Raw genomic sequence first — 26,188 nt, forward strand, 5'->3', positions numbered from 1 at the left:
AGTGTTCAGCCCTGTTCATAGCCAGTGTCCAGATTCCGCACAGGCCGACGGCCCCGGAACGTGGGACAAATACAGGGCACCCTTCGTGGTGCACATCACAACCTGTCGCACTCGCCCGACTGCCGGGGCGAGGAGAGAAGAGGAGTCCGATGACCACCACACTGCACCCGGGCCTGCTGCCCGCAGTCGCCGATTTCGTGTCCACCGACCGCAAGATGCTGATCGGCGGCGCCTGGGTCGACGCGCTGTCCGGCGAGACCTTCGAAACCCTCGATCCGGCCACCGGCCAGGTGATCACCCGGGTCGCTCGCGGCGCGGCCGCCGATATCGACCGCGCCGTGATCGCCGCGCGCGCCGCCTTCGAAGGCCCGTGGTCGCGGATGAAACCCAATGAGCGCGAACGCCTGATCTGGCGGGTCGGCGACATCCTGTCCGAACGCGCCGAGATCTTCGGGCAGCTCGAAGCCCTCGACAACGGCAAGTCCGTGGCCATCGCCACCGCCGTGGACGTCGGCTGGTCGGCCGATGTGTGGCGGTACAACGCCGGGCTGGCCACCAAGATCACCGGTTCGTCGATCACCCCGTCCATGCCGTTCGCCCCCGACGGGCAGTTCCACGCCTACACTCGGCGCGAGGCCCTCGGTGTCTGCGGCCAGATCGTGCCGTGGAACTTCCCGATCCTGATGGCCACCTGGAAGCTCGCTCCCGCCTTGGCCGCCGGTAACACCGTGATCCTCAAACCGGCCGAACAGACGCCGTTGTCGGCGCTGCTGCTCGGCGAGGTGTTCGAGGAAGCCGGATTCCCGCCCGGTGTGGTCAACATCGTGCCCGGCTTCGGCGATGCCGGTGCCGCCCTCTCGGCGCACATGGACGTGGACAAGGTCGCCTTCACCGGCTCCACCGAGGTCGGCAAGAAGATCGTGCAGGCCGCGACCGGCAACCTGAAGAAGGTCTCGCTGGAATTGGGCGGCAAGAGCCCGAACATCGTCTACGCCGACGCCGATCTGGAGGCCGCCGTCGCCGGCAGCGTCGCCGCGTGGATGTTCAACCACGGACAGTGCTGTGTCGCCGGCACCCGCATGTTCGTGCAGCGTGAGATCTTCGACGACTTCACCCAGGCCGTCGCCGACGCCGCGGCCGCCGCCAAGATCGGCCCCGGCCTGGATCCGGCCACCGAGCTGGGGCCGCTGGTCTCCCAGGAGCAGTTCGACCGGGTCAGTGGCTACATCCAACAGGGTCTGGCCTCCGGTGCCCGCGCGCTCACCGGCGGCGGACGCTGGGGCGACCAGGGCTACTTCATCGAGCCGACCGTCTTCGTCGACGTCGAGCCGTCGTTCTCGATCGTCGAAGAGGAGATCTTCGGGCCGGTGGTCGCCGCCCTGCCGTTCGACGGCGAAGAGGATGTGGCGCGCGCGGCCAACGATTCCATCTATGGCCTGGCCGCCGGTATCTGGACCACGGACCTCTCCAAGGCCCACCGCACCGCCGCCGCGGTGCAGGCCGGGTCGGTGTGGGTCAACCAATACAACGGCTTCGACACCGCGCTGCCGTTCGGCGGGTTCAAACAGTCCGGCTGGGGCCGCGAACTCGGCGACTCGGCCGTGGACCTCTACACCCAGGTGAAGTCCGTCAACGTCGCCCTCTGAAACCCGATCGCCCAGAACTCCCCACCCAAAAAGCTCTACCAACAAGGAGATCGCATGAAGACCAAAGCCGCCGTTCTGCTCGGACCGGGCGAACCGTTCACGATCATGGAACTGGAACTGGATCCGCCCGGCCCCGGTGAGGTGCTGATCAAATTCACCAATGCCGGTCTGTGCCACTCGGATCTGCATCTGACCGACGGTGATCTGCCGCCGCGCTATCCCATCGTCGGCGGGCACGAGGGCGCCGGCATCATTCAGGAGATCGGCCCGGGTGTCACCAAGGTCAAACCCGGCGACCACGTGGTGTGCAGCTTCATCCCGAACTGCGGGCACTGCCGCTACTGCTCCACCGGCCGGCAGAACCTGTGCGATATGGGCGCCACGATCCTGGAAGGCTCCATGCCCGACGGCACCTTCCGGTTCCACGGCCCGGACGGAGAGGACTTCGGCGCCATGTGCATGCTGGGCACCTTCTCCGAGTACTCGACGATCTCCGAACATTCGGTGGTCAAGATCGACGACTGGCTGCCCCTGGGCAGTGCCGTGCTGGTCGGCTGCGGCGTCCCCTCGGGCTGGGGAACGGCGGTCAACGCCGGCAATCTGCGCCCGGGCGACACCGCCGTGATCTACGGCATCGGCGGGCTCGGCATCAACGCCGTCCAGGGCGCGGTGTCCGCGGGCTGCAAGTACGTGGTGGTGGTCGACCCGGTCGAACTCAAGCGCGATACGGCGACCAAGTTCGGCGCCACCCATGCCTTCGCCACCGCCGAGGAAGCCGCCGAGAAGGTCACCGAACTCACCTGGGGGCAGGGCGCCGATGCGGCACTGATCCTGGTCGGAACCGTCGATGCCGATGTGGTCAGTGCGGCCACCGCGGTGATCGGCAAGGGCGGACGCGTGGTGATCACCGGTCTGGCCGATCCGGCCAAGCTGACGGTGAACGTCTCCGGTACCGATCTGACGCTGAACCAGAAGACGATCATGGGCACGCTGTTCGGTTCGATGAACCCGCAGTACGACATCGTCAAGCTGCTGCGCCTGTACGACGCCGGCGAACTGAAGCTCGATGAGCTGATCACCCAGCGGTACACCCTCGACCAGGTCAACGAGGGCTACCAGGATCTGCGCGACGGTAAGAACATCCGCGGCGTCATCGATCACGCCACGACCTGATCGACCTCCGCCCGCCCGGACTCGGCCCTCAGGGTTTCCTGATGGCCGAGTCCGCGCCGATGTGCCAGCGGTGTGACCCCAGGAACGTCGCCGGCCTCGGACAACCCCGCTCGATCGCGACGATCGAGAATCAGTCGGCGATGCTGTGCGGCAGCTTCACCGAACCCGACTTCGGCGTGGCCGGGTTCGACGGCGGCGGCACCATCGGCCCGACGTCCCCGTCCGGGGCGGCGTCCAGGTCGACGATCACGGGCGCGTGATCACTGGGTTTGGTGCCCTTGCGGGCCTGCCGGTCCACCCAGGCCGCCTGCACCCGCTCGGCGATCGGGTCGCCGGCCACGATCAGGTCGATCCGCATGCCCAGATTCCGGTGGAACATGCCGGCCCGGTAGTCCCAGTACGAGTAGAACTGCTCGTCGGGCCAGTGGGCGCGCTGCAGGTCGACCATCCCCAACTCCAGCAGACCCGACAGTTCGGCCCGCTCGGCCGGGGTCACGTGGGTGTGCCCGATCAGGGCCGCCGGGTCGAAGACGTCCGCATCGGCCGGCACGATGTTGTAGTCGCCGCCGACCATCGTCTGCGCCGCCTCGGGCGCGACGGCCGCACGCAACCGCTCCAGCCACGCCAGCTTGTAGCGGTAGTGCTCGGAGTCGACCTCGCGGCCGTTGGGTACGTACACCGACCAGATCCGCAGACCGCCGCAGCGCGCCGACACCGCCCGCCCTTCCGGCGGACCGGCCGGATCGGGAAAGCCCGGAACATCGGGGATGGCCTCGACGACGTCGTCGAGCCCGACCCGGCTCAGCAGCGCCACCCCGTTCCACTGGCCCTGGCCCACGTGCGCGAATCGGTAGCCGCGCGCGGCGAGTTCGTCGCCGAGCAGCTCGGCGAAGGCCTCGTCGCTGACCTTGGTCTCCTGCAGGCACACCACATCGGGGGCGCGCTCATCCAGCCACGGCAGCAGCCGGGGGATGCGCTGCTTCACCGAGTTCACATTCCACGTCGCGATCCGCATGCCCCCACCGTATCGGGGGTACCGCACCGCCTGGGCGTCGCGCCGGAGGAATCATCCCGCCGGCTCGGGTCACGCCGTCACCGTGCGGCGCTCACCACGCATCGACGGGCCGGCCGGAGCCGGTGACGGCGTCGGGTCCGGCCGCCGCCAGCAGGCGGGCCACCAGCGATCGGGTCTCGGCCGGATCGATCACATCGTCGATCTCTCCCAGCCGCGCGGCGTTGAGCACCGAGCAGTGCTCCTGATACTGCGCGGTCAGCACCGCCACGGTGCGCTCGCGTTCGGCCGGGTCGGCGATCGCTTCCAGTTCGGCGCGCAGCGACAGCCGGACCGCACCCTCGAGTCCCATCGGCCCCATGTGCGCACCGGGCCAGGCCAGTGTCATCAGCGGTTCACCGGTGCCGCCGCCGAGCATCGCCTGGGCGCCCAGCCCGTAGCCGCGGCGCAGCACCACCCCGATCAGCGGCACCGACAGCTGCGCCCCGGCGATCAGCAGCCGGGAGGCGTGCCGCACCATGCCGGTGGCCTCGGCGTCCGGGCCGACCATCATGCCCGGGGTGTCCACCAGCGACAGCACCGGGAAGCCGTAGGCATCGCACAGTTGCAGGAAGCGGGCCGACTTGTCGCCGGCGTCGGCGGTGATGGCCCCGGCCAAAAAGCGGGTGTCGTTGCCGAGGATCCCGACGGTGCGGCCCTCGATCCGGCCCAGCGCGGTGAACAGTTCCGGGGCGAACTCCGGGCGCAGCATGGTCACCGAATCGGTGTCGCACACCGTCTCCACGATGGGGGTGGGGTCGTAGGAGGTGCGTTCGGTCTCGGGCACCAGATCGCGCAGCACCGTCTGATCCGGCACCGTCCAGTCCGGCAGCGGCCCGAGGAAGTAGCCGAGTATCTCCCGGGCGGCCTCGTCGACGTCGTCGTGCTCGACGGCCACATCGACCACACCGGCTTCGGTCATCACCTCCAGCGGACCGACCTGTTCGGCGGCGTAGTCGCCCAGGCCGCCGCCGGCGATCATCGCCGGACCGCCCATCCCCAGCGACGATCCGTCGGTGGCCACGATCAGGTCCGAGCAGCCGGCGATCACCGCGTTGCCGGCGAAACAGTTGTTGTCGACCACGGCGATGCGCGGGACCTTCCCGGCCAGCCGCGCCCACGCGGCGAAGGTCGGCACGTCCAGCGCCGAGACCACCGGAATGTCGGTGTCGCCGGGCCGGCCGCCCCCGCCGGCGGCGAAGAACAGCGTCGGCAGGCTCAGCCGTTCGATCACCTCCAGCAACCGGTCGGTCTTGTGGTGGCCCCGGATCCCCTGGGTGCCGGCCATCACCAGATAGTCGTAGGACAGCACCGCGCAGGCACGACCGTCCACCGTCGCCACACCGCCGACGATCCCGTCGGACACGGTCCGGTCGAGCAGCTCGTCGACCGGGCGGCGCTGCTCCTGGGCGGCGGTGACGAAGCGTCCGTATTCGACGAACGAGCCGGGGTCGACGACGGCGGCGATGTGCTCCCGCGCGCTGCGGCCGCCGCGCGCGTGCAGACGTTCCAGCGCCTCGGGGCGGGCCGAGTCCTGCGTCAGGGCCCGGCGGGCCAGTACCTGCAGCAGATCGTCCCGAATGTGCATTCCGTCTTCTCCGGTCATGGGTGCCTTTCCCCGGTCATGGGTGCCTGGTTCGTCGTGGTGATCGCGGGCCCGTCCATCGCCGACGACGGCTACGTGTGCAGGGTCGATTGGAGTTGCTGCACCCAGGCCGCGGTGACCTGGGCGCGCCGGGCCGAATCGTCCGACAGGGTGTCGGCCAGACCCAGTCCGCGCGCCAGGTCCAGGGTGAGCTGCGCCAGCCGGTGCGCCTGGGCGCCGTGCCGGCCGTCCGGGTCCAGACCCTGCACGGTCAGCTTGTGGGCGGCGCGCGCCAGTTTGGCCTCCAGCGGCAGGATCAGCTCGCGCAGCGCCTCATCGGAGGCGGCCGCCGCCCACACCTGCAGGGCCGCCTTGAACGGCACCCCGGTGTAGATGGCCACGGCCCGATCGACGACCAGATCGATGCGTTCGGGGCCGTCGGGCAGATTGTCCAGCGTCTGAGCCGCCTCGGCGGTCATCTCGGTGAACATCTCTTCCAGGACCGCGGTGATCAGATCCTCGCGGGCCGGGAAGTGATGCTGGGCCGCCCCGCGGGACACCCCGGCCGCCTCGGCGACCGCGGTGACCGTGGTGGCCGACCAGCCGCTGTGGGCGAGCATGTCGACGGTGACCGCCAGGAGCCGCTCACGGGTCTGCCGCGACCGCTCCTGCTGCGGCTCCCGGGCGGCGACGGTCACGACGAGCTCGCATCCCAGGACGGTTTGCGCTTGGACAGGAACGCGGTCATGCCCTCGCGCGCCTCCTCCGAGGCGAAGGCCGCCATCGATTCGGCCGCCCGCGCCGCGGTGGCCTCGTCGAACCCGTCGAGCAGGGCCGCGGTGGTCAGCTTCTTGGAGGCCGCCAGCCCTTGTGGAGAGGCTTTGCGAACCCCCTCGAGGATCTCCTCGAGTCGCTGATCCAGATCCTGCGGCGACTCGGCGGCGGCGGTGAGCAGCCCGGTCGTCACCGCCTGCGCGGCACCGAAGGTCTCCCCGGTGAGGAAGTAGCGTCCGGCCGCGCGCGCGGTCATCCGGGGCAGCAGCACCACCGAGATGATCGACGGGGCCAGACCCAGCCGCGATTCGGTCAGGGCGAAGGTCGACGACGGGCCGGCCAGCGCCATATCCGCCGCGCCCACCAGCCCGAAGCCGCCGGCCCGCACGTGGCCGTCGATCTTGACGATCACCGGTTTGGGCAGTTCGATGAACGAGCGCATCAGCGCCGACATCGTCGAGCCGACCTCGGCGGTGGCCTCCTCGGGGGTCAGGCCCCGGCTCAGCGCCTCGGCCAGATCGGCCCCGGCGCAGAAGGTGCCGCCGGTGTGGGTCACCACCACCGCGCGGACCGCCGGATCGGCACCGGCGGCGGCGATGGCCTCGCGCAGTTGGCGCACCAGCGTGGAGCTGAGTGCATTGCGGTTGTGCGGTGAATCCAGGGTGACGGTGCACACCGCGGCCTCCACGGCCGTGTGCACCAGCGTCTTCTCCTCACTCATCGGCGCATTCCGATCAGTACGACTTGGGCAGACCCAGGCTGGTCTGCGCGACGAAGTTGAGGATCATCTCGCGGCTGACCGGAGCGATCTTGGCGATCCGCGACAGCGTGATCATCGGTGCCACCCCGTATTCGACGGTCAGACCGTTGCCGCCCATCGAGTGCACGGCCTGGTCGACGGCGGCCACGGCGGCGTCGGCGGCCAGCAGCTTGGCCATGTTGGCCGGTTCGGCCGCACCCCAGTCGTCGCCGGCGTCGTAGAGGGTGGCGGCCTTCTGCATCATCAGTTTGGCGGCCTCCAGATCGATCTTGGCCTTGGCCAGCGGGTGCGCGATCGCCTGGTGGGTGCCGATCGGCGCCTTCCAGACGGTGCGGTCGTTGACGTACTCGACGGCCTTGGCCAGGGCGTAGCGGGCCATCCCGACCGCCGAGGCCGAGGCCATGATGCGCTCGGGGTTCAGGCCGGCGAACAGCTGGCTCAGGGCGGCGTCTTCGGAGCCGACCAGGGCGTCGGCGGGCAGGCGCACATCGTCGAGGAAGATCTGGAACTGCTTCTCCGGGTTGAGCAGCTCCATCTCGATCAGCTGGGCCTCGAAACCGGGGGCGTCGGTCGGCACGATGAACAGGGCCGGCTTGAGCTTGCCGGTCTTGGCGTCCTCGGTGCGGGCCACGATCAGCACCGCATCGGACTGGTCCACACCGGAGATGAAGACCTTCTGGCCCGACAGCAGCCACTCGTCGCCGTCCCGGCGGGCGGTGGTGGTGATCATGTGCGAGTTGGAGCCGGCGTCGGGTTCGGTGATGCCGAAGGCCATGGTGATCGAGCCGTCGGCCAGGCCCGGGATCCAGCGCTGCTTCTGCTCGTCGGTGCCGAAGCGGGCGATGATGTTGCCGCAGATCGCCGGGGAGACCACCAGCATCAGCAGGCCGGTGCCCGAGGCGGCCAGCTCTTCCATGACGATGGACAGCTCGTACATGCCGGCTCCGCCGCCGCCGTACTCCTCGGGCAGATTGACGCCGATGAAGCCGAGCTCACCGGCTTCGCGCCACAGCTCATCGGTCTTGCGGTCCTGCCGGGCGCAGTCCTGGAAGTACTGGGCGCCGTACTTGGCGCCCAGGGCTGCCACGGCCGCCCGGAGTTCGGCGTGTTCGGAGGTTTCAGTGAAATTCATTGCGGCTCTTCCCTATTCGGCTGCGGTGGCAGCGTCAGTGGTCGTGGATTCTGCTGATTCTGCCTCGTCTGATGCGGCGGCGTCGGATGCGGCATCGTCGGTGATCACCGCGAGGACCTCGCCGACCGCCAGCTGGCGGCCTTCGGTCACGGCGAGCACCGAGACCACCCCGTCGGTCGGGGCGGCGATGGTGTGCTCCATCTTCATCGCCTCCAGCCACAGCAGCGGCTGGCCGGCGACGACGCGGTCCCCCTCGGCTACCGCGATGCGGATCACCGAGCCGGGCATGGGCGCCAGCAGCGAGCCGGGCCGGGCCACGGCACTGGGGTCGGTATACCGCGGCACCCGGGTCAGGGCCACCGAGGCGCCGGGCCAGTCGACGAACACCTGATCGTCGACCACGGTGACGGTGTACCGGCGGGCCACGCCGTCCACGCGCAGCACCACCTCGCTCGGGGTCCAGGAGATCGCGTCCACCCCGGCCAGGTCGGGCAGCTGCACCCGGCCGCGCTCGATCCGGTAGCGCACCGTGAGCTCATCGTCGTCGTTGCCGGCCGGCAGGTACGTCTTGGACTGGTAGACCGACGGCAGGTTCCGCCAGCCCGACGGCAGACCGGCGTCCACCTGGGCTTGCACGCGGGCCGCGGCCGACTGCGCCAGGGCCGCGGCGACCGCGGCCACCTGCACCGCACGCGGATCGGCCAGCGGCGCCGACAGCTCCGCGAGCCCGACGGTGTCCAGGTAGGCGGTGTCGGTGTCGCCGGTCAGGTACTGCTCTTCGCGCAGGATGTTGACCAGCAGATCGCGGTTGGTCACCACGCCGTGGATCTTCGCATCGGCCAGGGCCCGGGCGAGCATGGCCGCGGCCCGCGCGCGGGTCGGCGCCCAGGAGATCACCTTGGCCAGCATGGGGTCGTAGAAGGTGGAGATCTCGCTGCCGTCGGCGATACCCGAGTCGACCCGGATACCGGGGCGCGCCAGCAGCCCGAAGTGCCCGTCGGCCGGGATGTCGATGGTGTGCACGGTGCCCGACTGCGGCTGCCAGTCCCGGGCGGGGTCCTCGGCGTACAGCCGCACCTCGATCGAGTGCCCGGTCGCGGCCGGCTCGGTCGGGTCGAGCTTCTCGCCCTGGGCCACCCGCAGCTGCCAAGCCACCAGATCGGTGCCGGTGGTCAGCTCGGTGACCGGGTGCTCCACCTGCAGGCGGGTGTTGGTCTCCAGGAAGAAGAACCGCCCGTCGGCCGAGGCCAGGAACTCCACGGTGCCGGCGCCGACATAGCCGATCGACGACGCCGCGGTGCGGGCCGCGTCGTACAGGGTGGCGCGCATATCGCCGCCGATCCGTTCGACCAGCGGGGCCGGGGCCTCCTCGACCACTTTCTGGTGACGGCGCTGGATGGAGCATTCCCGCTCGCCCACCGCCCACACGCCGCCGTGCTGGTCGGCCATCACCTGCACCTCGATGTGGTGGCCGCGCTCGATGTAGGGCTCGCAGAAGACGGTCGCATCGCCGAAGGCCGATTCGGCTTCGCGTGCGGCGGCGGCGACGGCCTCGTCCAGTTCGCTCAGTTCCCGCACGATCCGCATACCGCGGCCGCCACCACCGGCGGAGGCCTTGATCAGCAGCGGCAGATCGGCGGCGGTGACCGCGGCCGGATCCAGATCGGCCAGCACCGGCACGCCGGCGGCGGCCATGGCCTCCTTGGCGTTGACTTTGGAGCCCATCGCGGTGATCGACGACGGCGGCGGACCGATCCAGATCAGGCCCGCGTCGATCACCGCCTGCGCGAATTCGGCGTTCTCCGACAGGAAGCCGTAGCCGGGATGGATGGCGTCGGCACCGGCCTGGCGCGCGGCGGCGATCACCAGATCACCGCGCAGATAGGTCTCGGCGGAAGTGGAACCGGGCAGAGCCACGGCCGCATCGGCGGCCCGCACATGCGGTGCGTCGGCGTCCGGGTCGGAGTAGACGGCCACGGTGCCGATGCCCATGGCCCGGCAGGTGGCGAAGACGCGGCAGGCGATCTCGCCGCGGTTGGCCACCAGGACGGAGGTGATGACGGGGGTGGTTGCGCTCATGGTTTCCTCACATCCGGAAGACGCCGAAGTTGTCGGTGCCCTCGATCGGTGCGCCGGCGATGGCGGACAGGGTCATACCCAGCACGGTGCGGGTGTCGCGGGGATCGATGACGCCGTCGTCGTAGAGCATCCCGGACAGGAACATCGGGACCGATTCGGCTTCGATCTGGGCTTCGATCATGGCCCGCAGACCGGCGTCGGCTTCCTCATCGACGGTACCGCCGCGGGCCTCGGTGGCCGCACGGGAGACGATCGAGATGACACCGGCCAGCTGCGCCCCGCCCATCACCGCCGATTTGGCGCTGGGCCAGGCGAACAGGAACCGCGGATCGTAGGCCCGACCGCACATGCCGTAGTGTCCGGCGCCGTAGCTGGCGCCCATCAGGATCGAGATGTGCGGGACGGTTGAGTTGGAGACCGCGTTGATCATCATCGCCCCGTGTTTGATGATGCCGTTCTGCTCGTACTCCTTGCCCACCATGTAGCCGGTGGTGTTGTGCAGGAACAGCAGCGGGGTGTCCGAGCGATTGGCCAGCTGAATGAACTGGGTGGCCTTCTGCGCTTCGGCAGAGAACAGCACGCCCTGGGCGTTGGCCAGGATGCCGACCGGGTAGCCGTGGATGCGGGCCCAGCCGGTGCACAGCGAGGTGCCGTATTCGGGTTTGAACTCGTCGAAGTCGCTGTCGTCGACCACTCGCGCGATCACCTCGCGCGGATCGAACGGGATCTTCAGGTCCGGCGGCACGATGCCCAGCAGCTCTTCGGAGCTGTAGCGCGGTTCGGGTGCCGATACGGCCGGGGCGGGCCCCTGCTTACGCCAGTTGAGGCGGGCGACGATGCGCCGGCCGATCCGGATCGCGTCCTGCTCGTCCTGGGCCAGATGGTCGGCCAGACCCGAGACGCGGGCATGCATCTCGGCGCCGCCGAGCTCCTCGTCGTCGCTCTCCTCACCGGTGGCCATCTTCACCAGCGGCGGACCGCCGAGGAAGACCTTGGAGCGCTCCTTGATCATCACGACGTGGTCGCTCATACCGGGCACGTACGCCCCGCCGGCGGTGGAGTTGCCGAAGACCAGCGCGATGGTGGGGATCCCTGCCGCCGACAACCGGGTCAGGTCGCGGAACATCCGTCCGCCGGGGACGAAGACCTCTTTCTGGGTGGGCAGATCGGCACCGCCGGACTCCACCAGGGAGATCACCGGGAGACGGTTCTCCATCGCGATGTCGTTGCAGCGCAGGATCTTGCGCAGGGTCCACGGGTTGGAGGTGCCGCCCTTGATGGTCGGATCGTTGGCCACGATCAGGCATTCGACGCCCTCGACCACACCGATGCCGACCACCACCGAGGCGCCGACGGCGAACTGGGAGCCGTAGGCGGCCAGCGGGCACAGTTCCAGGAACGGCGAATCCTCGTCGAGCAGCAGCTCGATCCGTTCGCGCGGCAACAGCTTGCCGCGTTTGTGGTGCCGGGCCACCGAGCGTTCACCGCCGCCCTCGATCACCTTGCGGAACTCGACGTCGAGTTCGGCGAGTTTGGCGTTCATCGCCTCGACGTTGGTGGCGAACTCCTCCGACGTCGGGTCCAGTTTGCTGCGCAGGACGGTCATGCTTGGTACCCCAATCGTTTGGCTGCCAGGGAGAGCAGGATCTCGTTTGTGCCGCCGCCGATGCCGATGATGCGCATATCGCGGTACTGGCGTTCCACCTCGGTGCCGGTCATGTAGCCCAGGCCGCCGTAGAGCTGCACGGCCTTGGTCGCCACCCATTCGCCGGTCTCCACGGCGGTGTTCTTGGCGAAGCACACTTCGGCGATCAGATCACCGGTGCCGGCGGCGTAGTTGTCGACCACGGCACGGGTGTAGGTGCGGGCCACATCGATGCGGCGGGCCATCTCGGCGACCGCGTCCTGCACGTTCTGCCGGGCGATCAGCGGTTTGCCGAAGGTCTCGCGTTCGCGCACCCACTCCAGCGTCAGGTCCAGGCAGCGCTGGGCCTGGGCGTAGGCCTGCACGGCCAGGGCGACGCGTTCGGTGACGAAGGCCTGGGCGATCTGGGCGAAACCCGAGTTCTCCGGGCCCACCAGATTCTCCACCGGGACGCGCACGTCGACGAAGGACAGTTCGGCGGTATCAGACGAGCGCCAGCCCATCTTGTCGAGCCTGCGGTCGACGGTGAAGCCGGGGGTGTCCTTCTCGATCACCAGCAGCGAGACACCGGCGGCGCCGGGGCCGCCGGTGCGCACCGCGGTCACCACGAAATCGGCGCGCACCCCGGAGGTGATGTAGGTCTTGGACCCGTTGACGACGTAGTGGTCACCGTCGCGGACCGCACTGGTGCGCAGGTGCCCCACATCGCTGCCGCCGCCGGGTTCGGTGATGGCCAGGGTCCCGCTGGTGAACAGGGAGGCGAAGACGCCGCCGGCCACCCCGCGCTCGTGCAGTTCCTCGCACAGGATGCTGGCGTCGATCACATCGCCGCCGGAGCCGCCCACCGACTCCGGATAGGCCAGTCCGATCAGTCCCAGTTCGGCGGCTTGCCGGTGCAGTTCGCGCGGGATCTCCCCTTCGGCTTCCCACTGGTCCTGGAAGGGCAGGATGTGCCGCTGGGCGAAGCCGGCGATGGTCTCGCGCAGAGCTTTGCGTTCGGGGGCCTCCCACACGGGATTGGCGATGGGCATGTGTCTCCTCGCTGGTTCTTGCCTGGGCACCGGCGATCCGGTGGCGCGGGTCGTGCGTTGGCGGGGTCGTACGGGATCGTCGGTCAGTCGATGAAGCGTTCGGGGATCGGGACGTGCCGCGAGCGCAGCCATTCGCCCAGGCCCTTGGCCTGCGGATCGAAGCGCACGTTTTCGGCGACGCCGCGGCCCAGGATGTCCTCGATCACGAAGTTGATCGCCCGCAGGTTCGGCAGCCGGTAGCGGTGGATCGTCAGATCGGCGGCCTCCGGCAGCAGTTCGGCGATCTTGTCGGTGCTCAGGAACGAGTCGAGCCACTGGTACTGCTCGTCGGTGCGCACCCACACCCCGACGTTGGCGCTGCCGCCCTTGTCGCCGCTGCGGGCACCGGCGATGGTGCCCAGCGGCAGCTGCGTGACGGGACCGAAGTCGACGGTGGTGTCGGCGGCCGGATCGTCGTCGTCGATGATCGGCTTCGCGCGCAGCGGAGACGGCGGGATCAGCAGGGTCAGGCCGTCGGGTTGGGTGACCCGGTGCTCCACCAGTTCGGCGTCGACGTAGCCGGGTTCGAAGATGCCGTACGGCGAACCGTTGCCGGGCGGTGCGGTCAGGGTGAAGCCCGGGAAGGAGGCCAGAGCGAGTTCGACGGCGGTGTTGGCGAACGGGCGCCCGACCTTCTGCGGGTCGGTGTCGCGGGCGACGCAGTGCAGGATCGCGCTGGCCTGCTCCTCGGTGGGCGCATCGGGGCGGTCGTGCCGCACCAGCGTCCACTCCAGCTCCGCCGGGCGGGCCGGCAGGGCGTCGGTGAACTGCTGTTTGAACAGTTCGGCCTTGGCTTCGATGTCCAGTCCGGTCAGGACGACGGCCACCTCGTTTCGGATGCCGGCCAGGTTGTTCAGCGAGACCTTCAGATCGGTGGGCGGGGCCTCACCGGTGGCCCGGGAGATCGCGACGCGGTCGGGACCTTCCTGGGTCAGCTGCACCGAATCCAGGCGCGCGGTCGCATCCGGGTTGTAGTAGCGCGGTCCGCGGACCTCGTAGAGCAGCTGCGAGGTGACGGTGCCCAGGGTCACCGCACCGCCGGTGCCCTCGTGCTTGGTGATCACCGAGGAACCGTCGCGATGCAGCTCGGCGATCGGGAAACCCAGGTGCCCCATCGGGATCTCGGTGAAGAACGAATAGTTGCCGCCGGTGGCCTGGGCGCCGCATTCGATCACGTGCCCGGCGATCACCGCTCCGGCGATCGGGTCCAGATCGCGTTCGGTCCAGCCGAAGGCCGCCGCCGCCGGCCCCACGGTCAGCGAGGCGTCGGTGATGCGTCCGGTGACCACCACGTCGGCGCCGTGCAGCAGCGCGTTCTTGATGCCGAACCCGCCCAGGTAGGCGTTGGCGGTCAGCGGGCTGCCCAGACCCAGTTCGGCGGCGCGGGAGGACAGATCGTCGCCGGAGACGAAGGCGATCCGGGCGTCGACCTTGAGCTCGGCGGCTAGTTCGCGCAGCGCGACGGCCAGACCGTGCGGGTTGAGGCCGCCGGCGTTGACCACGACCTGGACACCGCGGTCGACCGCCAGCGCCAGGTTCTCCCGCATCTGACGCAGGAAGGTCTTGGCATAGCCCAGCGACGGATCCTTCATGCGGTCGCGCCCGAGGATCAGCATGGTGAGCTCGGCCAGGTAGTCGCCGGTCAGATAGTCCAGTTCACCCCCGGTCAGCATCTCCTGGACCGCACCGAAGCGATCGCCGTAGAAACCCGAGGCGTTGCCGATCCGTACCATTTCGGTCACTGCTGCTCCTCCTGAGTGCTGTCCTGCGGGGTGGTGCTCTGGCCGGGTTCGCGGCCGCTGCCGGGCGGGCCGGCGAAGACCTGGGCGATCGTGACCCAGTGGCGGGCGTCGTCACCGATCACCTCCAGGTCCAGGTCGTCGCGGTGCCGGCGCTGGGTCACCAGCTCGCAGAAGTCCACGGCGGGGCCGCGCACGATATCGGTCGCATCCTCGGGCCCCCACGCCCACAGTTCCCCCGAGGGCGCGGTCAGTTCCCAGCGGAACTGCCGGCTGGGCGCCTGCAGGCCGTTGACCATGTAGGCGAAGTCGCGGGTGCGTACGCCCAGGTGCGCGATGTTGTAGATCCGGTCGGTCGACTCACGCTGCACGCCGAGCGCATCGGCCACGTCCAGCCCGTGCGCCCAGGTCTCCATCAGCCGGGCGGTGGCCATCGACGGCGCCGACATGGGCGGGCCGAACCAGGGGAGTTTGGTGCCCTCGGGGACGGCGACCAGCGCACCAGCCAGCCGGCCGCGCGTGGTGCGCCAGTCGGCCAGCAGTTCCCGCGGGTCGCGCCGGGCCTCGGTCGCGGCGGCCTCGTCGACGAAGCCGACCGGGTCGGTCATCGCCTCGGTCAGCTGCGCGGTGAACTCGTCGGGATCGGTGATCGCCACCAGCGAGACCCGGTCGGTCCACAGCAGGTGGCCGATCTGGTGCGCGATGGTCCACCCGGCCGCCGGCGTCGGCGTCGCCCACTGCTCGGGATTCAGGCCGGCGACGAGTTCGTCGAGGGATTCCGATTCGGCATCCAGTGCGGTCACCACGGTGTCGATGAGAGCCATGCGCCCAGCCTGACAGCCCCTGAATAAAAAATCAAGCACGCTTGATTGTTTCTCGGGACAGGGAGGGCTGCCGGGCCCGGCGCGCCGGGGCTCACGTGTCGCCCCGCCCCCGGCTCCGGGGCTCACGTGTCGCGCCTCATCCCATGTGTCGCGGCCTACCCTGCATGTCGCGGTCCTCCCAGCGCGTCGAATGCACCGCGACACGCAGGGTGAGCCGCGACACGCGGTCGGTCGGCGTCACCGCACGCCAGACCGGGCCGCCCGCGTCAGCTGCCGAGGGGATCAGCCGGCGTCGACGGCGTCGAAGCGCACATCCGCCGATCCCGACGCCAGCAGCACTTCGCCGTCGTACAGCTCGGCGGCGAAGACGCCCAGGCGGCGGCCGACCTTGACCGGGCGGGTGCGCACGGTGATGGTGCGGCCGTCCACGATCGGCGAGCGGTGGAAGGCGACGGTGAAGTCGAGCAGCTGGTAGTCGACCCCGGCCGGCGTGGTGGCCTGCGCGGCGTACGAGAGCCCCTGGGCCACCACGGCGGCGATCACTCCGCCGTGCATGGTGCCCATGATGTTGCTCATCCATCCGGCGGTGGTGCACAGGAACAGCACGTTGCCGTCGTGGGCGTGATCGAGCGCGCCGCCGAGCAGTTCGCCCAGCGGTCCGAGGGAGGTCCACGCCCGGACCATGCCGTCGATCACCTCGCTACCGGGTTTGGCCGGATCCGGTGTGGCCGGCGTGCCCGCCGGAGCAGTCGGTTCGGGCAGCTGCATGTGGTCACCTTCGACCACCAGCTCACGCGCGACGCGCACATTGCGGGCCGAGCCGAAGCACAGCGGCCGGCCCTCATCACCGGTGACCCGGACCGCCGCGGCGCCGTAGCCCGCATCGCTCATCACCAGTTCGGCGACGGCATCGAGTTCCTCGTCCACCCGCGGCCGGTCGAGCATGGACATCGACATCCGCGCCTGGACCGTCGCACCGGGCCCACTGAAGAAGAACGGCAGCCCGCCGATGTCGTCGAACAGCACCGCCAGGGCGGGCAGTTCGATCAGGCCGCGGTGGTCGGTGAGCCCGGGCCCGAGGAACTGCACCATCTCGGCGAGTTCGGAACCGGGACGACGGCCCACTCCGAAGGCGGTGAACGGGGTACTGAACTCGATCGTCATGATCTAAGTCCTACCAACACCGACCCCCTGACCTACAGTCGGCATCGTGGACTTCAGGATCGAAGACATCAGCCCCGAAGAAATCTCCCGGCGACTGTCGGTGGTCGAGCCGCTCACCGAATCGGTGCGCCGGCTGATCGATGCGGTGATCCGCACCGAGGTCGACGACGCCGAGCTGATCGCGGCCACAGAGCGGATCGACCAGGTGGTTCAGACTCTGCGCAGTCGCCAGCGTGACGGCAGTTTCGGCACCCCGTACACCCCGACGTTCATCGGCATGCCCTGGGGAAACGCCGCGGTAGGCGCCCGCAATGCGATCGCCCCGCCGCTGCAGATCCGCACCGAATCCGGAGTGGCCGAATGCGAGATGGTGCTCGGCGCCGCCTACGAGGGGCCCGGCGGATGCGTCCACGGCGGCGTCGCGGCGCTGATGCTCGACCAACTGGTCGGGGAGGCCGCCAGCACCGACGGTTTGCCGAGTTTCACCGGTACCCTCACGGTGCGATACCTGCGTCCGACCCGGCTCGGCGCCCTGTCGGCCCGGGCCGAGGTGACCGGCCGGGAGGGCCGCAAGACCTTTGTGCATGCGACCCTGTCCGACGACGACGGCGTCACCGTCGAGGCGGACGCCATCATGATCGCGCCCAAGGGGTTCGCACTTCCCGGCGGCGAGGTTCTGCCGCACCCGGCGACCGCACAGGAGGAAAACTGATGTGCACCGACCACGAGTCCGCGGCGCCGTTCAGCGCCGAGGAGGCCGCCGCGGTGCGCGCCTTCACCGACCGCCTCGGCCTGCACGGGCTGATCGATGTGCACACCCACTTCATGCCTGCGCAGGTGATGAACAAGGTGTGGGCCTACTTCGACTCGGTCGGCCCCCTGGTCGGTCGCGAATGGCCCATCGCCTACCGCGCCGACGAGGAGCGGCGGGTAACCGCGCTGCGGGACTTCGGGTTGCGCGCGTACTCCTCGATGCTCTACCCCCATAAGCCGGATATGGCCGGGTGGCTCAACTCGTGGGCGGCGCAGTTCGCCGCCGACCACCCGGACTGCCTGCAGACCGCGACGTTCTACCCCGAACCGGGTGCTGGCGCCTACGTCGCCGCGGCGATCGACAACGGGGCACGGATCTTCAAGTCCCATATCCAGGTCGGTGACTACTCCCCCGCCGACCCTCTGCTCGACGACGTCTGGGCGGTCCTGGAACAGGCACAGGTGCCGGTGGTGATCCACTGCGGTTCGGGTCCGGCACCCGGGCGCTTCACCGGACCTGATCCGGTCCGCACCGTGCTGCGGCGGTTTCCGCGCCTGAGTCTGATCGTCGCCCACATGGGCACCCCCGAGTACACCGAGTTCGCCGAGCTGGCCGAGCAGTATCCGCAGGTGCGCCTGGACACCACGATGAACTTCACCGACTTCTCCGAGCAGGACTCCCCGTACCCGAAGGAGCTGCTGCCGCGTCTGGTCGACCTGCAGGACAAGATCCTGTTCGGCTCGGACTTCCCGAACATCCCCTACGGCTATCTGCACGCCCTGCAGGCGTGTGAGCGCCTGGACCTGGGCGAGGACTGGCTGCGCGCGGTGGTCTACGACAACGCGGCCGAGCTGTTCGGCATCGACGCGGCCGTCGCGCCGACACCGTGACCTGATCTGAGCCGAACCGGGTGCCGGCCGACCGCTGCGGGTCGGCCGGCCCCGGATCGGGTCAGCGCCAGTAGTTGTTGGCCGCCGCCACGGTCTGGAAGTTCAGCGCCACCACTTCCGAGCCGGCGATCAGCGAGTCGGCATCCTCGGCGTATTCGGGGCGGAGCTTGTGCAGGATCTCCGGGTTGGGCTGGGTGTACTTGACCCCGCGGCGGCTCAGGGTGATGGCGAGTTCGAAGCCCTCCTGCGGCGTTTTGGTGATGAGGCTGGTGAGCCAGGTGTCGGTCATGTTGTGCCCTTTCGATCCGCGGAACTCCACCGGAGCGCGCGCGTGGGTGGATTTAACCGCAGTTTACTCCACTAAATGGCTCCCGCCGGAGCGGGCCGGAGCCGCGCACCGGCGAGCAGCCACCGCGCTCACTCGGCGATCTGCACGACCGCCTTGCCGCGGACCTTGCCGTCGGCCAGATCGGTGAGCGCCTGCGGCAGGTCGGCCAGCGGATAGGTGACGTTCACCGGCGGGCGCATACCCGCCTCGATCATCTCCACCAGCTCGTCGTGCAACAGCCCGGGCACCTCCGGATGGGTCCGGATGTACTCACCCCAGGCTGCGCCGACGATCGCCACATTGCGGAATAGCACGCGGTTGAGTTTGACCGTCGGGATGCCGCCGGCGGCGAATCCGATCACCACGAACCGCCCGTCGGGGGCGACGGTGCGCAGCGCCTCGTCGAACACCTCACCGCCGACCGGGTCGATCATCACGTCGACCCCGCCGTCGGACAGTTCCAGGACGCGGTCCTTCCAACCGTCGGTCAACTGCACCACCTCGTCGGCGCCGAGCTCGCGCAGCATCTCCTCGGCACCGGTGCGGTGCACCACGGCGATCACCTTGGCCCCCATCGCCTTGGCGACCAGGATCGAGGCCACACCGATGCCGCCGGCGGCGCCGAGCACCCCTACCACCTCGCCGGGGGCGGTCTGCGCCCGCATCTTCAGCGCGAACAGCGCGGTCTGGAAGTTGATGCCCAGCGCCGCGCCCTCATCGAAGGTGAGGGCATCGGGTAGCGCGAACAGCTGCTGCGGGTACACCGCGACCTGCTCGCCGAAGCCGCCGAGCATCGACGCCACCACCACGCGGTCGCCGGGCTGGAACGGACTGTCCGCCGGCGCCTGCGCCACCACCCCGGCGACCTCGGTGCCCGGCGTGAACGGCAGCGGCGGCCGCAGCTGGTACTTGCCCTGGCTCATCAACAGGTCCGGGAAGCAAACACCGCAACTCTTGACGTCGACAAGCACCTGGCCGGGCGCGACGTCGGGCGCCGGAACCTCCTGCAATTCGAATCCTGCCGGGCCGTTCTCTGCGATCAACACCTGTGCTTTCATGTGCTCCACCGTACGTGCGCTCGGTCAGTTCCGGTTGCCGATCGCCCAGCCGGACCGACATTGTTGCGGGTGTACAGATTCATCCGATTGGAGGCTATCCGGCCCGGCGCCGATGCGGTGAGATGATGTGCCCTTATCCCCGACCGCGGAGGCCTGCTGTGCCTAGTGCACCCCCGATCAACCTGCTGCCCGGCGAGACCGTTATCCGGCATCAGGACTTCACCCCCCGACTGATCCTCACCTACCTGAAAACGACGATGATCCTGACGAACCGCCGGCTCGTGGTGAGTTCGCCGAACACCATCTTCGGCATCATTCCGCACGGCTACTCGATCCACTCCGCACCGATCGAGACGATCACCGATGCCGGCTGCGGCAACGGCCGTCAGACCGGTGCGATCTCCATGGTCGGCTCACTGTTCGCTGTGCTGCTGGTCGTCGGGGCCTTCGTCATGTTTGTCACCATCGCCGGCGGTGGCACGTTCTGATGGTGTTTCTCCTGATGCTCCTGGTGATCATCGGCATCCTTGTGGTGCTCTGGATCATCTCGGCCAAGACCTACGTCAGCGCCCGGACGCAGAGTGGCGCCGTCCTGGCGGCCGGCACCAGCCCGCGGGAGCGGCCGGCCGCCGAAGAGATGTACGCCCTGATCGTCGCCGAGTCGATGGCGGCCCGTGAGCGGCTGTCGAATGCGGCTACAGCGGTGCCGCCGCCGGCCCCGACCCAGCACAACAGCCGACCGCAGCCTCCGTCGGCCTTCCACCCGCAGCCGCAGCCGTTCGGCCCGAATCAGCGCCGCTGACTCGAGGAGTCGAGCCCGAGCTTGCCGGCCAACCGCGCCAGGTAGCCGGCGGCTCGGTCCGCCGACTCATCGGGCACCCCGTACAGCACGGTGCTCACCCCCAGCGCACGCCAGCGGTCGAGCCGTTCGGGATCGGGTTTTCCGTCCAGAACGACGACGCGCGGCGTGCCGCTGCGGCCGGCCTCGCCCCAGATCCGGTGCAGTAGTGCCACTGAGCCGTCGATGTCGCGTTCGCGCGGGGTGGTGATCCACCCGTCGGCGCTGCGGGCGATCCATCGGAAGTTCTTCTCCGTCCCCGCCGCGCCGACCAGCACCGGAATCGGGGCGGCCGGTTTGGGCCAGGCCCAACTCGGACCGAAGCTGACGAACTCGCCGCTGTAGGCCGCCTCCTCCTGGGTCCACAGCGCCCGCATGGCCTCCAGATACTCCCGCAACATGGTCCGGCGGCGGGCGGGCGGGACCCCGTGGTCTGCCAGCTCGTCCAGATTCCAGCCGAAGCCGACACCCAGCTGCACGCGCCCGCCCGACAGGTGGTCGACGGTGGCGATGGTCTTGGCCAGGGTGATCGGATCCGACTGCACCGGCAGTGCCACGGCCGTGGCCAGCAGCAGGTTCTGGGTGACCGCAGCCGCCGCCGCCAGACTGGTCCACGGATCCAGGGTGCGCAGGTAGCGGTCGTCGGGCAGTTCGGCGGTGCCGGTGCCGGGGTGGGCCGCCTCCCGGCGGGTGGGGATGTGTCCGTGTTCGGGGACGTAGTAGGAGGCGAAGCCGGCCTGCTCGATCAGCGGCGCCAGCAGGTGCGGCCGCAGACCCCGGTCGCTGGTGAACTGGACGATGCCGAAATCCATGTGCGCCGAATCCATGTGCGCCGCCTCAGTTCCCGGCCTGCGCCGTGGCCACCAGTTGCTCGACGGTCACCAGTTTGACGCGGCGGCGGCCACCGGCCTCGCCGGCCTCGCGTTCGGCCGCATCGATCCGTCCCCAGCCGCTCAGGTCGACGCGCTGGGCTCCGCGTGCGGCCACCAGTTCGGACACGTCGGCCGGGTCGGCCACCGGTTCGGGCAGCACCCCGTCGGCGAAGTCGGCGAGGATCGCGGCGGCGGCCTGCTCCCCACACAACCGGTTGCGCCCGATGCCGCCGGTGGGCCCGCGGCGGATCCACCCGGCGACGAACAGTCCCGGTAGCACCGGGCCGCCGGCGCCGTCGGTGACTCGCGCCTGCTCGTTGGGCACCACCGCGCGCTCGTCGTCGAACGGCAGCCCGGGAACGGACTGTCCGCGGTAGCCGACCGAGCGCACCAGCGCCGATGTGGTCAGGGGGAAGCTCTCGTCGGTGGCGGCCGTGGTGCCGTCGGGGCGATAGCTGTTGCGCCGGCAGATCACTGCGGTGACGGCAGTGTCGCCGACCACCTCCTGCGGCGCAGCCAGGAAGTGGAAGACGATCCGTTTGCCGGCCGAGCCGGCGGGGCGCGCGGCGAACTCGCGGGCGAGCCGAATCTTGGTGGCGACGGTCGAATCGAGGCTGCCGTCGTCCAGAGCGGCCTGGGCCTGCGGGGACAGTGTCAGCTCGCCGGGATCGACCACCACATCGATGCCGGGCAGATCGCCCAGAGACAGGAATTCGGCGTTGGTGAACGCCGCGTGTTCGATGCCGCGCCGGCCCAGAACCACCACCTCGCGGATCGACGATTCGCGCAGGGCCGCCAGTGCGTGGTCGGCGATATCGGTGGTGCCCAGGGTCGCCTCGTCGGCGAGCAGGATCCGGGCCACGTCCAGGGCCACGTTGCCGGTGCCGACCACCACGGCGCGCTCGCCGTCGAGCGGGAAGGTCCGCTCGGTGTATCCGGGGTGGCCGTTGTACCAGGCCACGAAGTCGGTCGCCGCGAACGAGCCCGGCAGTTCCTCACCGGGAATGCCGAGGCGGCGATCGTGCGGGGCACCGACGGCGTACAGCAGGGCCCCGTACCGTTCGCACAGTTCGTCGTGGGTGATGTGCGTGCCGACGTCCACATTCAGGTGGTAGGTGAAGTTCGCGCGTTTCTCGGTCTGCGCGAAGGTCCGCTCGACCCCTTTGGTCTTGGCATGGTCGGGGGCCACACCCCCGCGGACCAGTCCGTACGGGGTGGGTAGCCGATCGAAGACGTCGACGCTGATCTGCGAGAACTCGGCGAGCTTGCCGGCGGCGTAGAAGGCGGCCGGACCGGCGCCGATCACCGCCACCCGCAGCTGTGCGCCCTCGGGCAGTTGCGGCCGCTTCGGCGGCGAGCCCAGGCCGCCCTCGACGTCGTGGTCGCGGTAATAGTCGGCGTTGATCTGGAGGTAGGGCTCATCGCGCGGGTCGAGCTCGTCGTCGGGATAGATCGCGTCCACCGGGCACTCGTCGATGCATGCGCCGCAGTCGATGCAGGTCTCCGGGTCGATGTAGAGCATCTCCGCGGTGAGGAACTCGGGTTCATCGGGGGTGGGGTGGATGCAGTTGACCGGGCAGACCTCGACGCAGCTGGCGTCATTGCAGCAGGGTCGGGTGATCACGTGGGCCATGGCCGGACACTCACTCCTCAACTGGAACAGGTTCTAGTTTTCACCTCAGAGTAACGTAGGTCACCGCTCTTCGGCACCGATGAGAAAGGTCCTTACGTGCCCCTCGACAAACCGACGTCCTCGACGCCGCCTGCCTACGCCCCGCTCGGCGACCGGAAAGCCGGGTCGGACTTCTTCTCCGAGACCTATCGGGTGCGCACCGGCGACATCGATCAGGACATGCGGGTACGACTGGACGGGCTGGCGCGGTACCTGCAGGACGTGGCCAACGACAACATCGCGCCGATGGAGTACGCACAGACCGATCCGTACTGGATCGTGCGGCGCACCGTGATCGACGTCCTCGAGCCGATCACCTGGCCGTCGGACTTCACCGCCGAACGCTGGTGCGGCGCCCTGTCCACCCGCTGGACCGATATGCGGGTGCGGTTGCGTGCGACGAGCCAGACCAACAAGTTCAATCCGGAGCCGCGGCCGGACGGGCTGGTGGAGACGGTCGCGTTCTGGATCAACGTCAACGAGCAGGGCATGCCCTCGCGCATCAGCGACGGCATGTACGAGTTCCTCACCTCGATGACCGACGAACATCGGCTGCGCTGGCGGGCGACGAACCCCGAGACCCCGCCCGCACCGGAGGACCTGGAGCTGCCCGACCGCGAACACGTTCTGCGGATCACCGATTTCGATCCGTTCAAACACCTGAACAACGCCGCCTACCTCGAGGCGATCGAGGACGAACTGGTGGCCCATCCGGATCTGCTCGACGTCCCGCACCGCATGGTCATCGAATACCTGCGGCCCATCACCCCGGGCACCCCGATCACCCTGCGGCGCAAGCGGATCGACGACTGTCTCTACGTGTGGATGATGATCCCGTCCGACGATGGGCCGGTTCCGGCGGCCACGGTGTCGGTGTTCCGCATCCCCGAGCACGAACCTGCCGGACCGGCATAGGACACCGGGGCCGTCAGTGGGCCCGGTCGATCACCAGTTCCATCAGTGCGGTCGGCGCCGCACACGGGTCACCGCCGCCCCCGCTCTGCGGCTCGACCCACCAGGTGAGGATGCCGCGGCCCGGCGAGCGCGCGGTCACCCCGCACACCTGCGGGCGGGACGGATCGCGGGCGGTGAAGGCAGCCATGCTGTGCACCTGGATGTTCTCGGTCTGAAAACCCATCTCCTGGGCGGCCTGCTTCTCCAGGGTGATGTTGCCCCACTCGAACCAGTTCAGCGTCACATCGGTGGTGACCCCACCGGTGACCACCCAGCGGCAGATCGCACCGGAGAACGTGCCGAACGCCGAAGTTCCGCCGACCGTGTCGGCGATGGTCTGGTCCGGCAGGATGTGGCATTCGGTCAGCAGTCCCTCGAATTGCGAGGTGTCGACGTCACCGCGCTGGGCCCCGGTCGGCGGGCCGCTGCGCTCGTCCGACGACGAGCCGCCGCACGCGGTGCCGGCACCGAGCACCCCCACTGCGGCCACGGCGACCGCCGCGGTGCGCCACCGGGTCATCGGGCCCCTCATGAGGCACGCTCGATCGAGGTGGCGGCCAGTTGTTTGGCCGCACTGCACAGGGTCTCCTGTGAGACCGTCCGCTGACCGGCGATGACGGGCCGGTCGGCGATGGAGATCTCGATGAAGTCGTTCTCGAACTGCACCCCGACTTCACAGACCGAGGGATGCCGGGCCAGGAAACCGGGGTAGCCGGCGGTCTCGTAATCCACGGTCTGCTCCTCGCGGGTCAGCTGTTCCAGGCCGCGTTCACGCCCGATCGGCGAGCCCCGGTACCAGTTGAACGAGGCCACCGCTCCGCTGCGCACGTCGCTCTGCCGCCACTCGCACACCGACGGGTTGTCCACGTACAGCTTGAGTCCGGCGAAGGTGGTGGCTGCGGTGACCTCCTGCGTGGTCAGACCGCCGCAGCGCGGGAAGAGCGGGCCGGTCCCGGCCTTGGGTGTGCGCGTCGGCGCCGGCGATTCGATGGGCTCGTCGCCGCCGCAGGCACTCAGGGTCAGCACCAGGGCCGCGGCCGCCAGCAGCAGACCACCGCCGCGCAGCCGGTCGAGCTGACGGCGCTCACGTTTGGTGGGACGGCCGGCACCGCGGTCGCGACGGGGCACCGCGGCCAGCATCTCCTTGGGCGGGGGCGGCGGACTACGGTCGATGTAGCACTCGGCGGCCACCGGCGCCGACGCTCGCTTGCTGATCAGCTGGACCACGTCGACGATGCGTTCGCGGCCGTGCAGCCGCACCCGCACCTCATCACCGATGGCGACGGTCGTGGCCGGTTTGGCAGTGACCCCGTTGACCTGCACATGCCCGGCGCGGCAGGCGGCACCGGCCGCCGATCTGGTCTTGGTCAGCCGGATACCCCAGATCCAGCTGTCCACGCGCGTCGCCATGAGCCCTTCCTTCCGTTGCGATCACTCTAGTCCGGCACGGCCACAGATGAGTCCGGCACGACCGCAGATGCGCTCGGCGCCCGATGAGCTCCGCGGGGAGTCATCGGGCGCCGGGGTCGTCGTCCCGCATTCTCTGCGCGACGCCGCGTGTCACTGGGTTCAGGCGAGCGCCTTGGCCTTGATCGCCTCGAATTCACCCTGGTCGATGGTTCCGGCGTCGAGCAGCGCCTTGGCAGTCGCGATCTGGTCGGCCGGGGTCGCCGTCCCGGCGGCCTGCCGAATGTATTCGCGGGCCTGCGCATTGGCAGCGACCTGCGCAGCCGCTGACCGTTCTGCCATGCCGGGGCCGCGGGCGATCACGTAAACAAAGGCCGTCAGGTACGGGAAGATGATCAGGAAGATGATCCAGAGCACCTTCCAGCCGGCGGCAAGCTTATGGTCGCGGAACAGGTCCACCAGGATCATGTACAGCACGATCAGGTACGCGATGAACGCGAAGATCACGACCGTGTACCACAGGACATTCCAGAAATTCGACCAGTCCACGACGGGACCTCCCTTTACATCTCACCTCGGCGAAGTCCTCCTGAACCGAAGGACGCCGCAAGCGAACCACAGCAGGGAGTCCAAGATCAATAGTCACACGTACCGCGCCGAACTCGGACGGTAGGGGCCGACCGGCCCGGGAGAGGTCAATCACAACACGCGCGGGCCGCAGCCGGGTTTGACCAGGTAGCAACGCCGGAAATGGATCCGCGACCAGGCCCTTT

General features: G+C 69.2%; 25 protein-coding genes. 7 read left to right on the forward strand and 18 right to left on the reverse strand.

The window, feature by feature from the left end; genetic code table 11:
- Nucleotides 1-149 precede the first annotated feature (149 nt).
- Together GOHSU_RS03440 and GOHSU_RS03445 are read left to right on the forward strand one after the other, a co-directional pair.
- Nucleotides 150-1,646, forward strand: coding sequence for an aldehyde dehydrogenase family protein (locus tag GOHSU_RS03440; protein ID WP_005936876.1), 1,497 nt, complete (start codon nucleotides 150-152; stop codon nucleotides 1,644-1,646).
- Between the two features lie 54 nt (nucleotides 1,647-1,700).
- Complete coding sequence (locus tag GOHSU_RS03445) at nucleotides 1,701-2,819, forward strand: NDMA-dependent alcohol dehydrogenase (RefSeq protein WP_005936878.1); 1,119 nt, start codon at nucleotides 1,701-1,703, stop codon at nucleotides 2,817-2,819.
- 130 nt (nucleotides 2,820-2,949) lie between these two features.
- Here the strand turns inward: GOHSU_RS03445 and GOHSU_RS03450 are convergent, their stop codons facing one another.
- From GOHSU_RS03450 to GOHSU_RS03500, 11 genes are all read right to left on the reverse strand, one after another.
- The gene (locus GOHSU_RS03450) at nucleotides 2,950-3,834 is read right to left on the reverse strand and encodes an exodeoxyribonuclease III (protein WP_005936881.1); all 885 of its coding nucleotides are present in this window, start codon (nucleotides 3,832-3,834) and stop codon (nucleotides 2,950-2,952) included.
- Between the two features lie 91 nt (nucleotides 3,835-3,925).
- Nucleotides 3,926-5,476, reverse strand: a complete 1,551-nt coding sequence (locus GOHSU_RS03455) for an acyl-CoA carboxylase subunit beta (RefSeq protein ID WP_005936884.1) — start codon at nucleotides 5,474-5,476, stop codon at nucleotides 3,926-3,928.
- Between the two features lie 71 nt (nucleotides 5,477-5,547).
- Complete coding sequence (locus tag GOHSU_RS03460) at nucleotides 5,548-6,153, reverse strand: TetR/AcrR family transcriptional regulator (RefSeq protein ID WP_005936886.1); 606 nt, start codon at nucleotides 6,151-6,153, stop codon at nucleotides 5,548-5,550.
- A complete protein-coding gene (locus GOHSU_RS03465; protein WP_005936888.1) occupies nucleotides 6,150-6,950 on the reverse strand; it encodes an enoyl-CoA hydratase family protein in 801 nt (266 codons plus the stop codon). The genes GOHSU_RS03460 and GOHSU_RS03465 overlap by 4 nt, the downstream gene beginning before the upstream one ends.
- A gap of 13 nt (nucleotides 6,951-6,963) precedes the next feature.
- On the reverse strand, nucleotides 6,964-8,121 hold the full coding sequence (locus GOHSU_RS03470; protein WP_005936890.1) for an acyl-CoA dehydrogenase family protein: 1,158 nt from the start codon (nucleotides 8,119-8,121) through the stop codon (nucleotides 6,964-6,966).
- 12 nt (nucleotides 8,122-8,133) lie between these two features.
- Nucleotides 8,134-10,200, reverse strand: coding sequence for an acetyl/propionyl/methylcrotonyl-CoA carboxylase subunit alpha (locus GOHSU_RS03475; RefSeq protein WP_005936892.1), 2,067 nt, complete (start codon nucleotides 10,198-10,200; stop codon nucleotides 8,134-8,136).
- A gap of 7 nt (nucleotides 10,201-10,207) precedes the next feature.
- Entirely contained in the window at nucleotides 10,208-11,806 is a 1,599-nt protein-coding gene (locus GOHSU_RS03480; protein WP_005936894.1) for an acyl-CoA carboxylase subunit beta, read from the reverse strand.
- Nucleotides 11,803-12,876, reverse strand: coding sequence for an acyl-CoA dehydrogenase family protein (locus tag GOHSU_RS03485; RefSeq protein WP_005936897.1), 1,074 nt, complete (start codon nucleotides 12,874-12,876; stop codon nucleotides 11,803-11,805). The genes GOHSU_RS03480 and GOHSU_RS03485 overlap by 4 nt, the downstream gene beginning before the upstream one ends.
- 83 nt (nucleotides 12,877-12,959) lie before the next feature.
- Nucleotides 12,960-14,648, reverse strand: a complete 1,689-nt coding sequence (locus GOHSU_RS03490) for an acyclic terpene utilization AtuA family protein (RefSeq protein ID WP_029759946.1) — start codon at nucleotides 14,646-14,648, stop codon at nucleotides 12,960-12,962.
- Nucleotides 14,649-14,653: 5 nt separating this feature from the next.
- Nucleotides 14,654-15,478: a TIGR03084 family metal-binding protein gene (locus GOHSU_RS03495; protein ID WP_005936903.1), complete on the reverse strand. Its 825-nt coding sequence runs from the start codon at nucleotides 15,476-15,478 to the stop codon at nucleotides 14,654-14,656.
- A gap of 282 nt (nucleotides 15,479-15,760) precedes the next feature.
- Entirely contained in the window at nucleotides 15,761-16,642 is an 882-nt protein-coding gene (locus GOHSU_RS03500) for a PaaI family thioesterase (protein ID WP_005936904.1), read from the reverse strand.
- 46 nt (nucleotides 16,643-16,688) lie between these two features.
- On the opposite strand from GOHSU_RS03500, the gene GOHSU_RS03505 reads away from it, so the two are divergent.
- Both GOHSU_RS03505 and GOHSU_RS03510 read left to right on the forward strand, forming a co-directional pair.
- Entirely contained in the window at nucleotides 16,689-17,354 is a 666-nt protein-coding gene (locus GOHSU_RS03505; protein WP_005936906.1) for a PaaI family thioesterase, read from the forward strand.
- Nucleotides 17,354-18,286, forward strand: a complete 933-nt coding sequence (locus GOHSU_RS03510) for an amidohydrolase family protein (protein WP_024332762.1) — start codon at nucleotides 17,354-17,356, stop codon at nucleotides 18,284-18,286. The genes GOHSU_RS03505 and GOHSU_RS03510 overlap by 1 nt, the downstream gene beginning before the upstream one ends.
- Nucleotides 18,287-18,347: 61 nt before the next feature.
- Here GOHSU_RS03510 and GOHSU_RS03515 read toward each other — a convergent pair whose 3' ends face one another.
- Together GOHSU_RS03515 and GOHSU_RS03520 are read right to left on the reverse strand one after the other, a co-directional pair.
- Nucleotides 18,348-18,575 carry a hexameric tyrosine-coordinated heme protein gene (locus tag GOHSU_RS03515; protein WP_005936910.1) on the reverse strand — a complete coding sequence of 76 codons (228 nt, stop codon included), beginning with the start codon at nucleotides 18,573-18,575 and terminating at the stop codon, nucleotides 18,348-18,350.
- 128 nt (nucleotides 18,576-18,703) lie between these two features.
- Nucleotides 18,704-19,672, reverse strand: a complete 969-nt coding sequence (locus GOHSU_RS03520; protein WP_005936912.1) for an NADPH:quinone oxidoreductase family protein — start codon at nucleotides 19,670-19,672, stop codon at nucleotides 18,704-18,706.
- A gap of 158 nt (nucleotides 19,673-19,830) precedes the next feature.
- Here GOHSU_RS03520 and GOHSU_RS16200 point away from each other — a divergent pair, with 158 nt between their 5' ends.
- The gene (locus GOHSU_RS16200) at nucleotides 19,831-20,160 is read left to right on the forward strand and encodes a hypothetical protein (RefSeq protein ID WP_005936915.1); all 330 of its coding nucleotides are present in this window, start codon (nucleotides 19,831-19,833) and stop codon (nucleotides 20,158-20,160) included.
- Nucleotides 20,160-20,474: a hypothetical protein gene (locus GOHSU_RS03530; RefSeq protein WP_005936918.1), complete on the forward strand. Its 315-nt coding sequence runs from the start codon at nucleotides 20,160-20,162 to the stop codon at nucleotides 20,472-20,474. Before GOHSU_RS16200 ends, GOHSU_RS03530 begins: the two co-directional genes overlap by 1 nt.
- On the opposite strand, the gene GOHSU_RS03535 is transcribed toward GOHSU_RS03530, so the two are convergent.
- Together GOHSU_RS03535 and GOHSU_RS03540 are read right to left on the reverse strand one after the other, a co-directional pair.
- Entirely contained in the window at nucleotides 20,462-21,322 is an 861-nt protein-coding gene (locus GOHSU_RS03535) for an LLM class F420-dependent oxidoreductase (protein WP_024332763.1), read from the reverse strand. The two genes, GOHSU_RS03530 and GOHSU_RS03535, sit on opposite strands and share 13 nt — an antisense overlap.
- 25 nt (nucleotides 21,323-21,347) lie before the next feature.
- Nucleotides 21,348-23,015, reverse strand: a complete 1,668-nt coding sequence (locus GOHSU_RS03540; protein WP_005936924.1) for an FAD-dependent oxidoreductase — start codon at nucleotides 23,013-23,015, stop codon at nucleotides 21,348-21,350.
- Nucleotides 23,016-23,111: 96 nt separating this feature from the next.
- Here GOHSU_RS03540 and GOHSU_RS03545 point away from each other — a divergent pair, with 96 nt between their 5' ends.
- Nucleotides 23,112-23,969, forward strand: a complete 858-nt coding sequence (locus GOHSU_RS03545; RefSeq protein ID WP_005936926.1) for an acyl-[acyl-carrier-protein] thioesterase — start codon at nucleotides 23,112-23,114, stop codon at nucleotides 23,967-23,969.
- A gap of 13 nt (nucleotides 23,970-23,982) precedes the next feature.
- Here the strand turns inward: GOHSU_RS03545 and GOHSU_RS03550 are convergent, their stop codons facing one another.
- The 3 genes from GOHSU_RS03550 to GOHSU_RS03560 all read right to left on the reverse strand — a co-directional run bounded on the left by GOHSU_RS03550 (nucleotide 23,983) and on the right by GOHSU_RS03560 (nucleotide 25,964).
- Nucleotides 23,983-24,528 (reverse strand): DUF3558 domain-containing protein, encoded by a 546-nt coding sequence (locus GOHSU_RS03550; protein WP_005936927.1) that lies wholly within the window; start codon nucleotides 24,526-24,528, stop codon nucleotides 23,983-23,985.
- Nucleotides 24,529-24,536: 8 nt separating this feature from the next.
- Nucleotides 24,537-25,418, reverse strand: a complete 882-nt coding sequence (locus tag GOHSU_RS03555) for a DUF3558 family protein (protein WP_005936928.1) — start codon at nucleotides 25,416-25,418, stop codon at nucleotides 24,537-24,539.
- A gap of 159 nt (nucleotides 25,419-25,577) precedes the next feature.
- Entirely contained in the window at nucleotides 25,578-25,964 is a 387-nt protein-coding gene (locus GOHSU_RS03560; RefSeq protein ID WP_005936929.1) for an SHOCT domain-containing protein, read from the reverse strand.
- Nucleotides 25,965-26,188 lie beyond the last annotated feature (224 nt).

Origin of the sequence: Gordonia hirsuta DSM 44140 = NBRC 16056, from assembly GCF_000333015.1 — a bacterium.
GTDB classification, from domain to species: domain Bacteria; phylum Actinomycetota; class Actinomycetes; order Mycobacteriales; family Mycobacteriaceae; genus Gordonia; species Gordonia hirsuta.

Coding starts and splice junctions, on each gene's coding strand:
- GOHSU_RS03440 (WP_005936876.1), top strand. CDS start 150: ATGACCACCACACTGCACCCGGGCCTGCTGCCCGCAGTCGCCGATTTC.
- GOHSU_RS03445 (WP_005936878.1), top strand. CDS start 1,701: ATGAAGACCAAAGCCGCCGTTCTGCTCGGACCGGGCGAACCGTTCACG.
- GOHSU_RS03450 (WP_005936881.1), bottom strand. CDS start 3,834: ATGCGGATCGCGACGTGGAATGTGAACTCGGTGAAGCAGCGCATCCCC.
- GOHSU_RS03455 (WP_005936884.1), bottom strand. CDS start 5,476: ATGACCGGAGAAGACGGAATGCACATTCGGGACGATCTGCTGCAGGTA.
- GOHSU_RS03465 (WP_005936888.1), bottom strand. CDS start 6,950: ATGAGTGAGGAGAAGACGCTGGTGCACACGGCCGTGGAGGCCGCGGTG.
- GOHSU_RS03470 (WP_005936890.1), bottom strand. CDS start 8,121: ATGAATTTCACTGAAACCTCCGAACACGCCGAACTCCGGGCGGCCGTG.
- GOHSU_RS03475 (WP_005936892.1), bottom strand. CDS start 10,200: ATGAGCGCAACCACCCCCGTCATCACCTCCGTCCTGGTGGCCAACCGC.
- GOHSU_RS03480 (WP_005936894.1), bottom strand. CDS start 11,806: ATGACCGTCCTGCGCAGCAAACTGGACCCGACGTCGGAGGAGTTCGCC.
- GOHSU_RS03485 (WP_005936897.1), bottom strand. CDS start 12,876: ATGCCCATCGCCAATCCCGTGTGGGAGGCCCCCGAACGCAAAGCTCTG.
- GOHSU_RS03490 (WP_029759946.1), bottom strand. CDS start 14,648: ATGGTACGGATCGGCAACGCCTCGGGTTTCTACGGCGATCGCTTCGGT.
- GOHSU_RS03495 (WP_005936903.1), bottom strand. CDS start 15,478: ATGGCTCTCATCGACACCGTGGTGACCGCACTGGATGCCGAATCGGAA.
- GOHSU_RS03500 (WP_005936904.1), bottom strand. CDS start 16,642: ATGACGATCGAGTTCAGTACCCCGTTCACCGCCTTCGGAGTGGGCCGT.
- GOHSU_RS03510 (WP_024332762.1), top strand. CDS start 17,354: ATGTGCACCGACCACGAGTCCGCGGCGCCGTTCAGCGCCGAGGAGGCC.
- GOHSU_RS03515 (WP_005936910.1), bottom strand. CDS start 18,575: ATGACCGACACCTGGCTCACCAGCCTCATCACCAAAACGCCGCAGGAG.
- GOHSU_RS03520 (WP_005936912.1), bottom strand. CDS start 19,672: ATGAAAGCACAGGTGTTGATCGCAGAGAACGGCCCGGCAGGATTCGAA.
- GOHSU_RS03530 (WP_005936918.1), top strand. CDS start 20,160: ATGGTGTTTCTCCTGATGCTCCTGGTGATCATCGGCATCCTTGTGGTG.
- GOHSU_RS03535 (WP_024332763.1), bottom strand. CDS start 21,322: ATGGATTTCGGCATCGTCCAGTTCACCAGCGACCGGGGTCTGCGGCCG.
- GOHSU_RS03540 (WP_005936924.1), bottom strand. CDS start 23,015: ATGGCCCACGTGATCACCCGACCCTGCTGCAATGACGCCAGCTGCGTC.
- GOHSU_RS03550 (WP_005936927.1), bottom strand. CDS start 24,528: ATGACCCGGTGGCGCACCGCGGCGGTCGCCGTGGCCGCAGTGGGGGTG.
- GOHSU_RS03555 (WP_005936928.1), bottom strand. CDS start 25,418: ATGGCGACGCGCGTGGACAGCTGGATCTGGGGTATCCGGCTGACCAAG.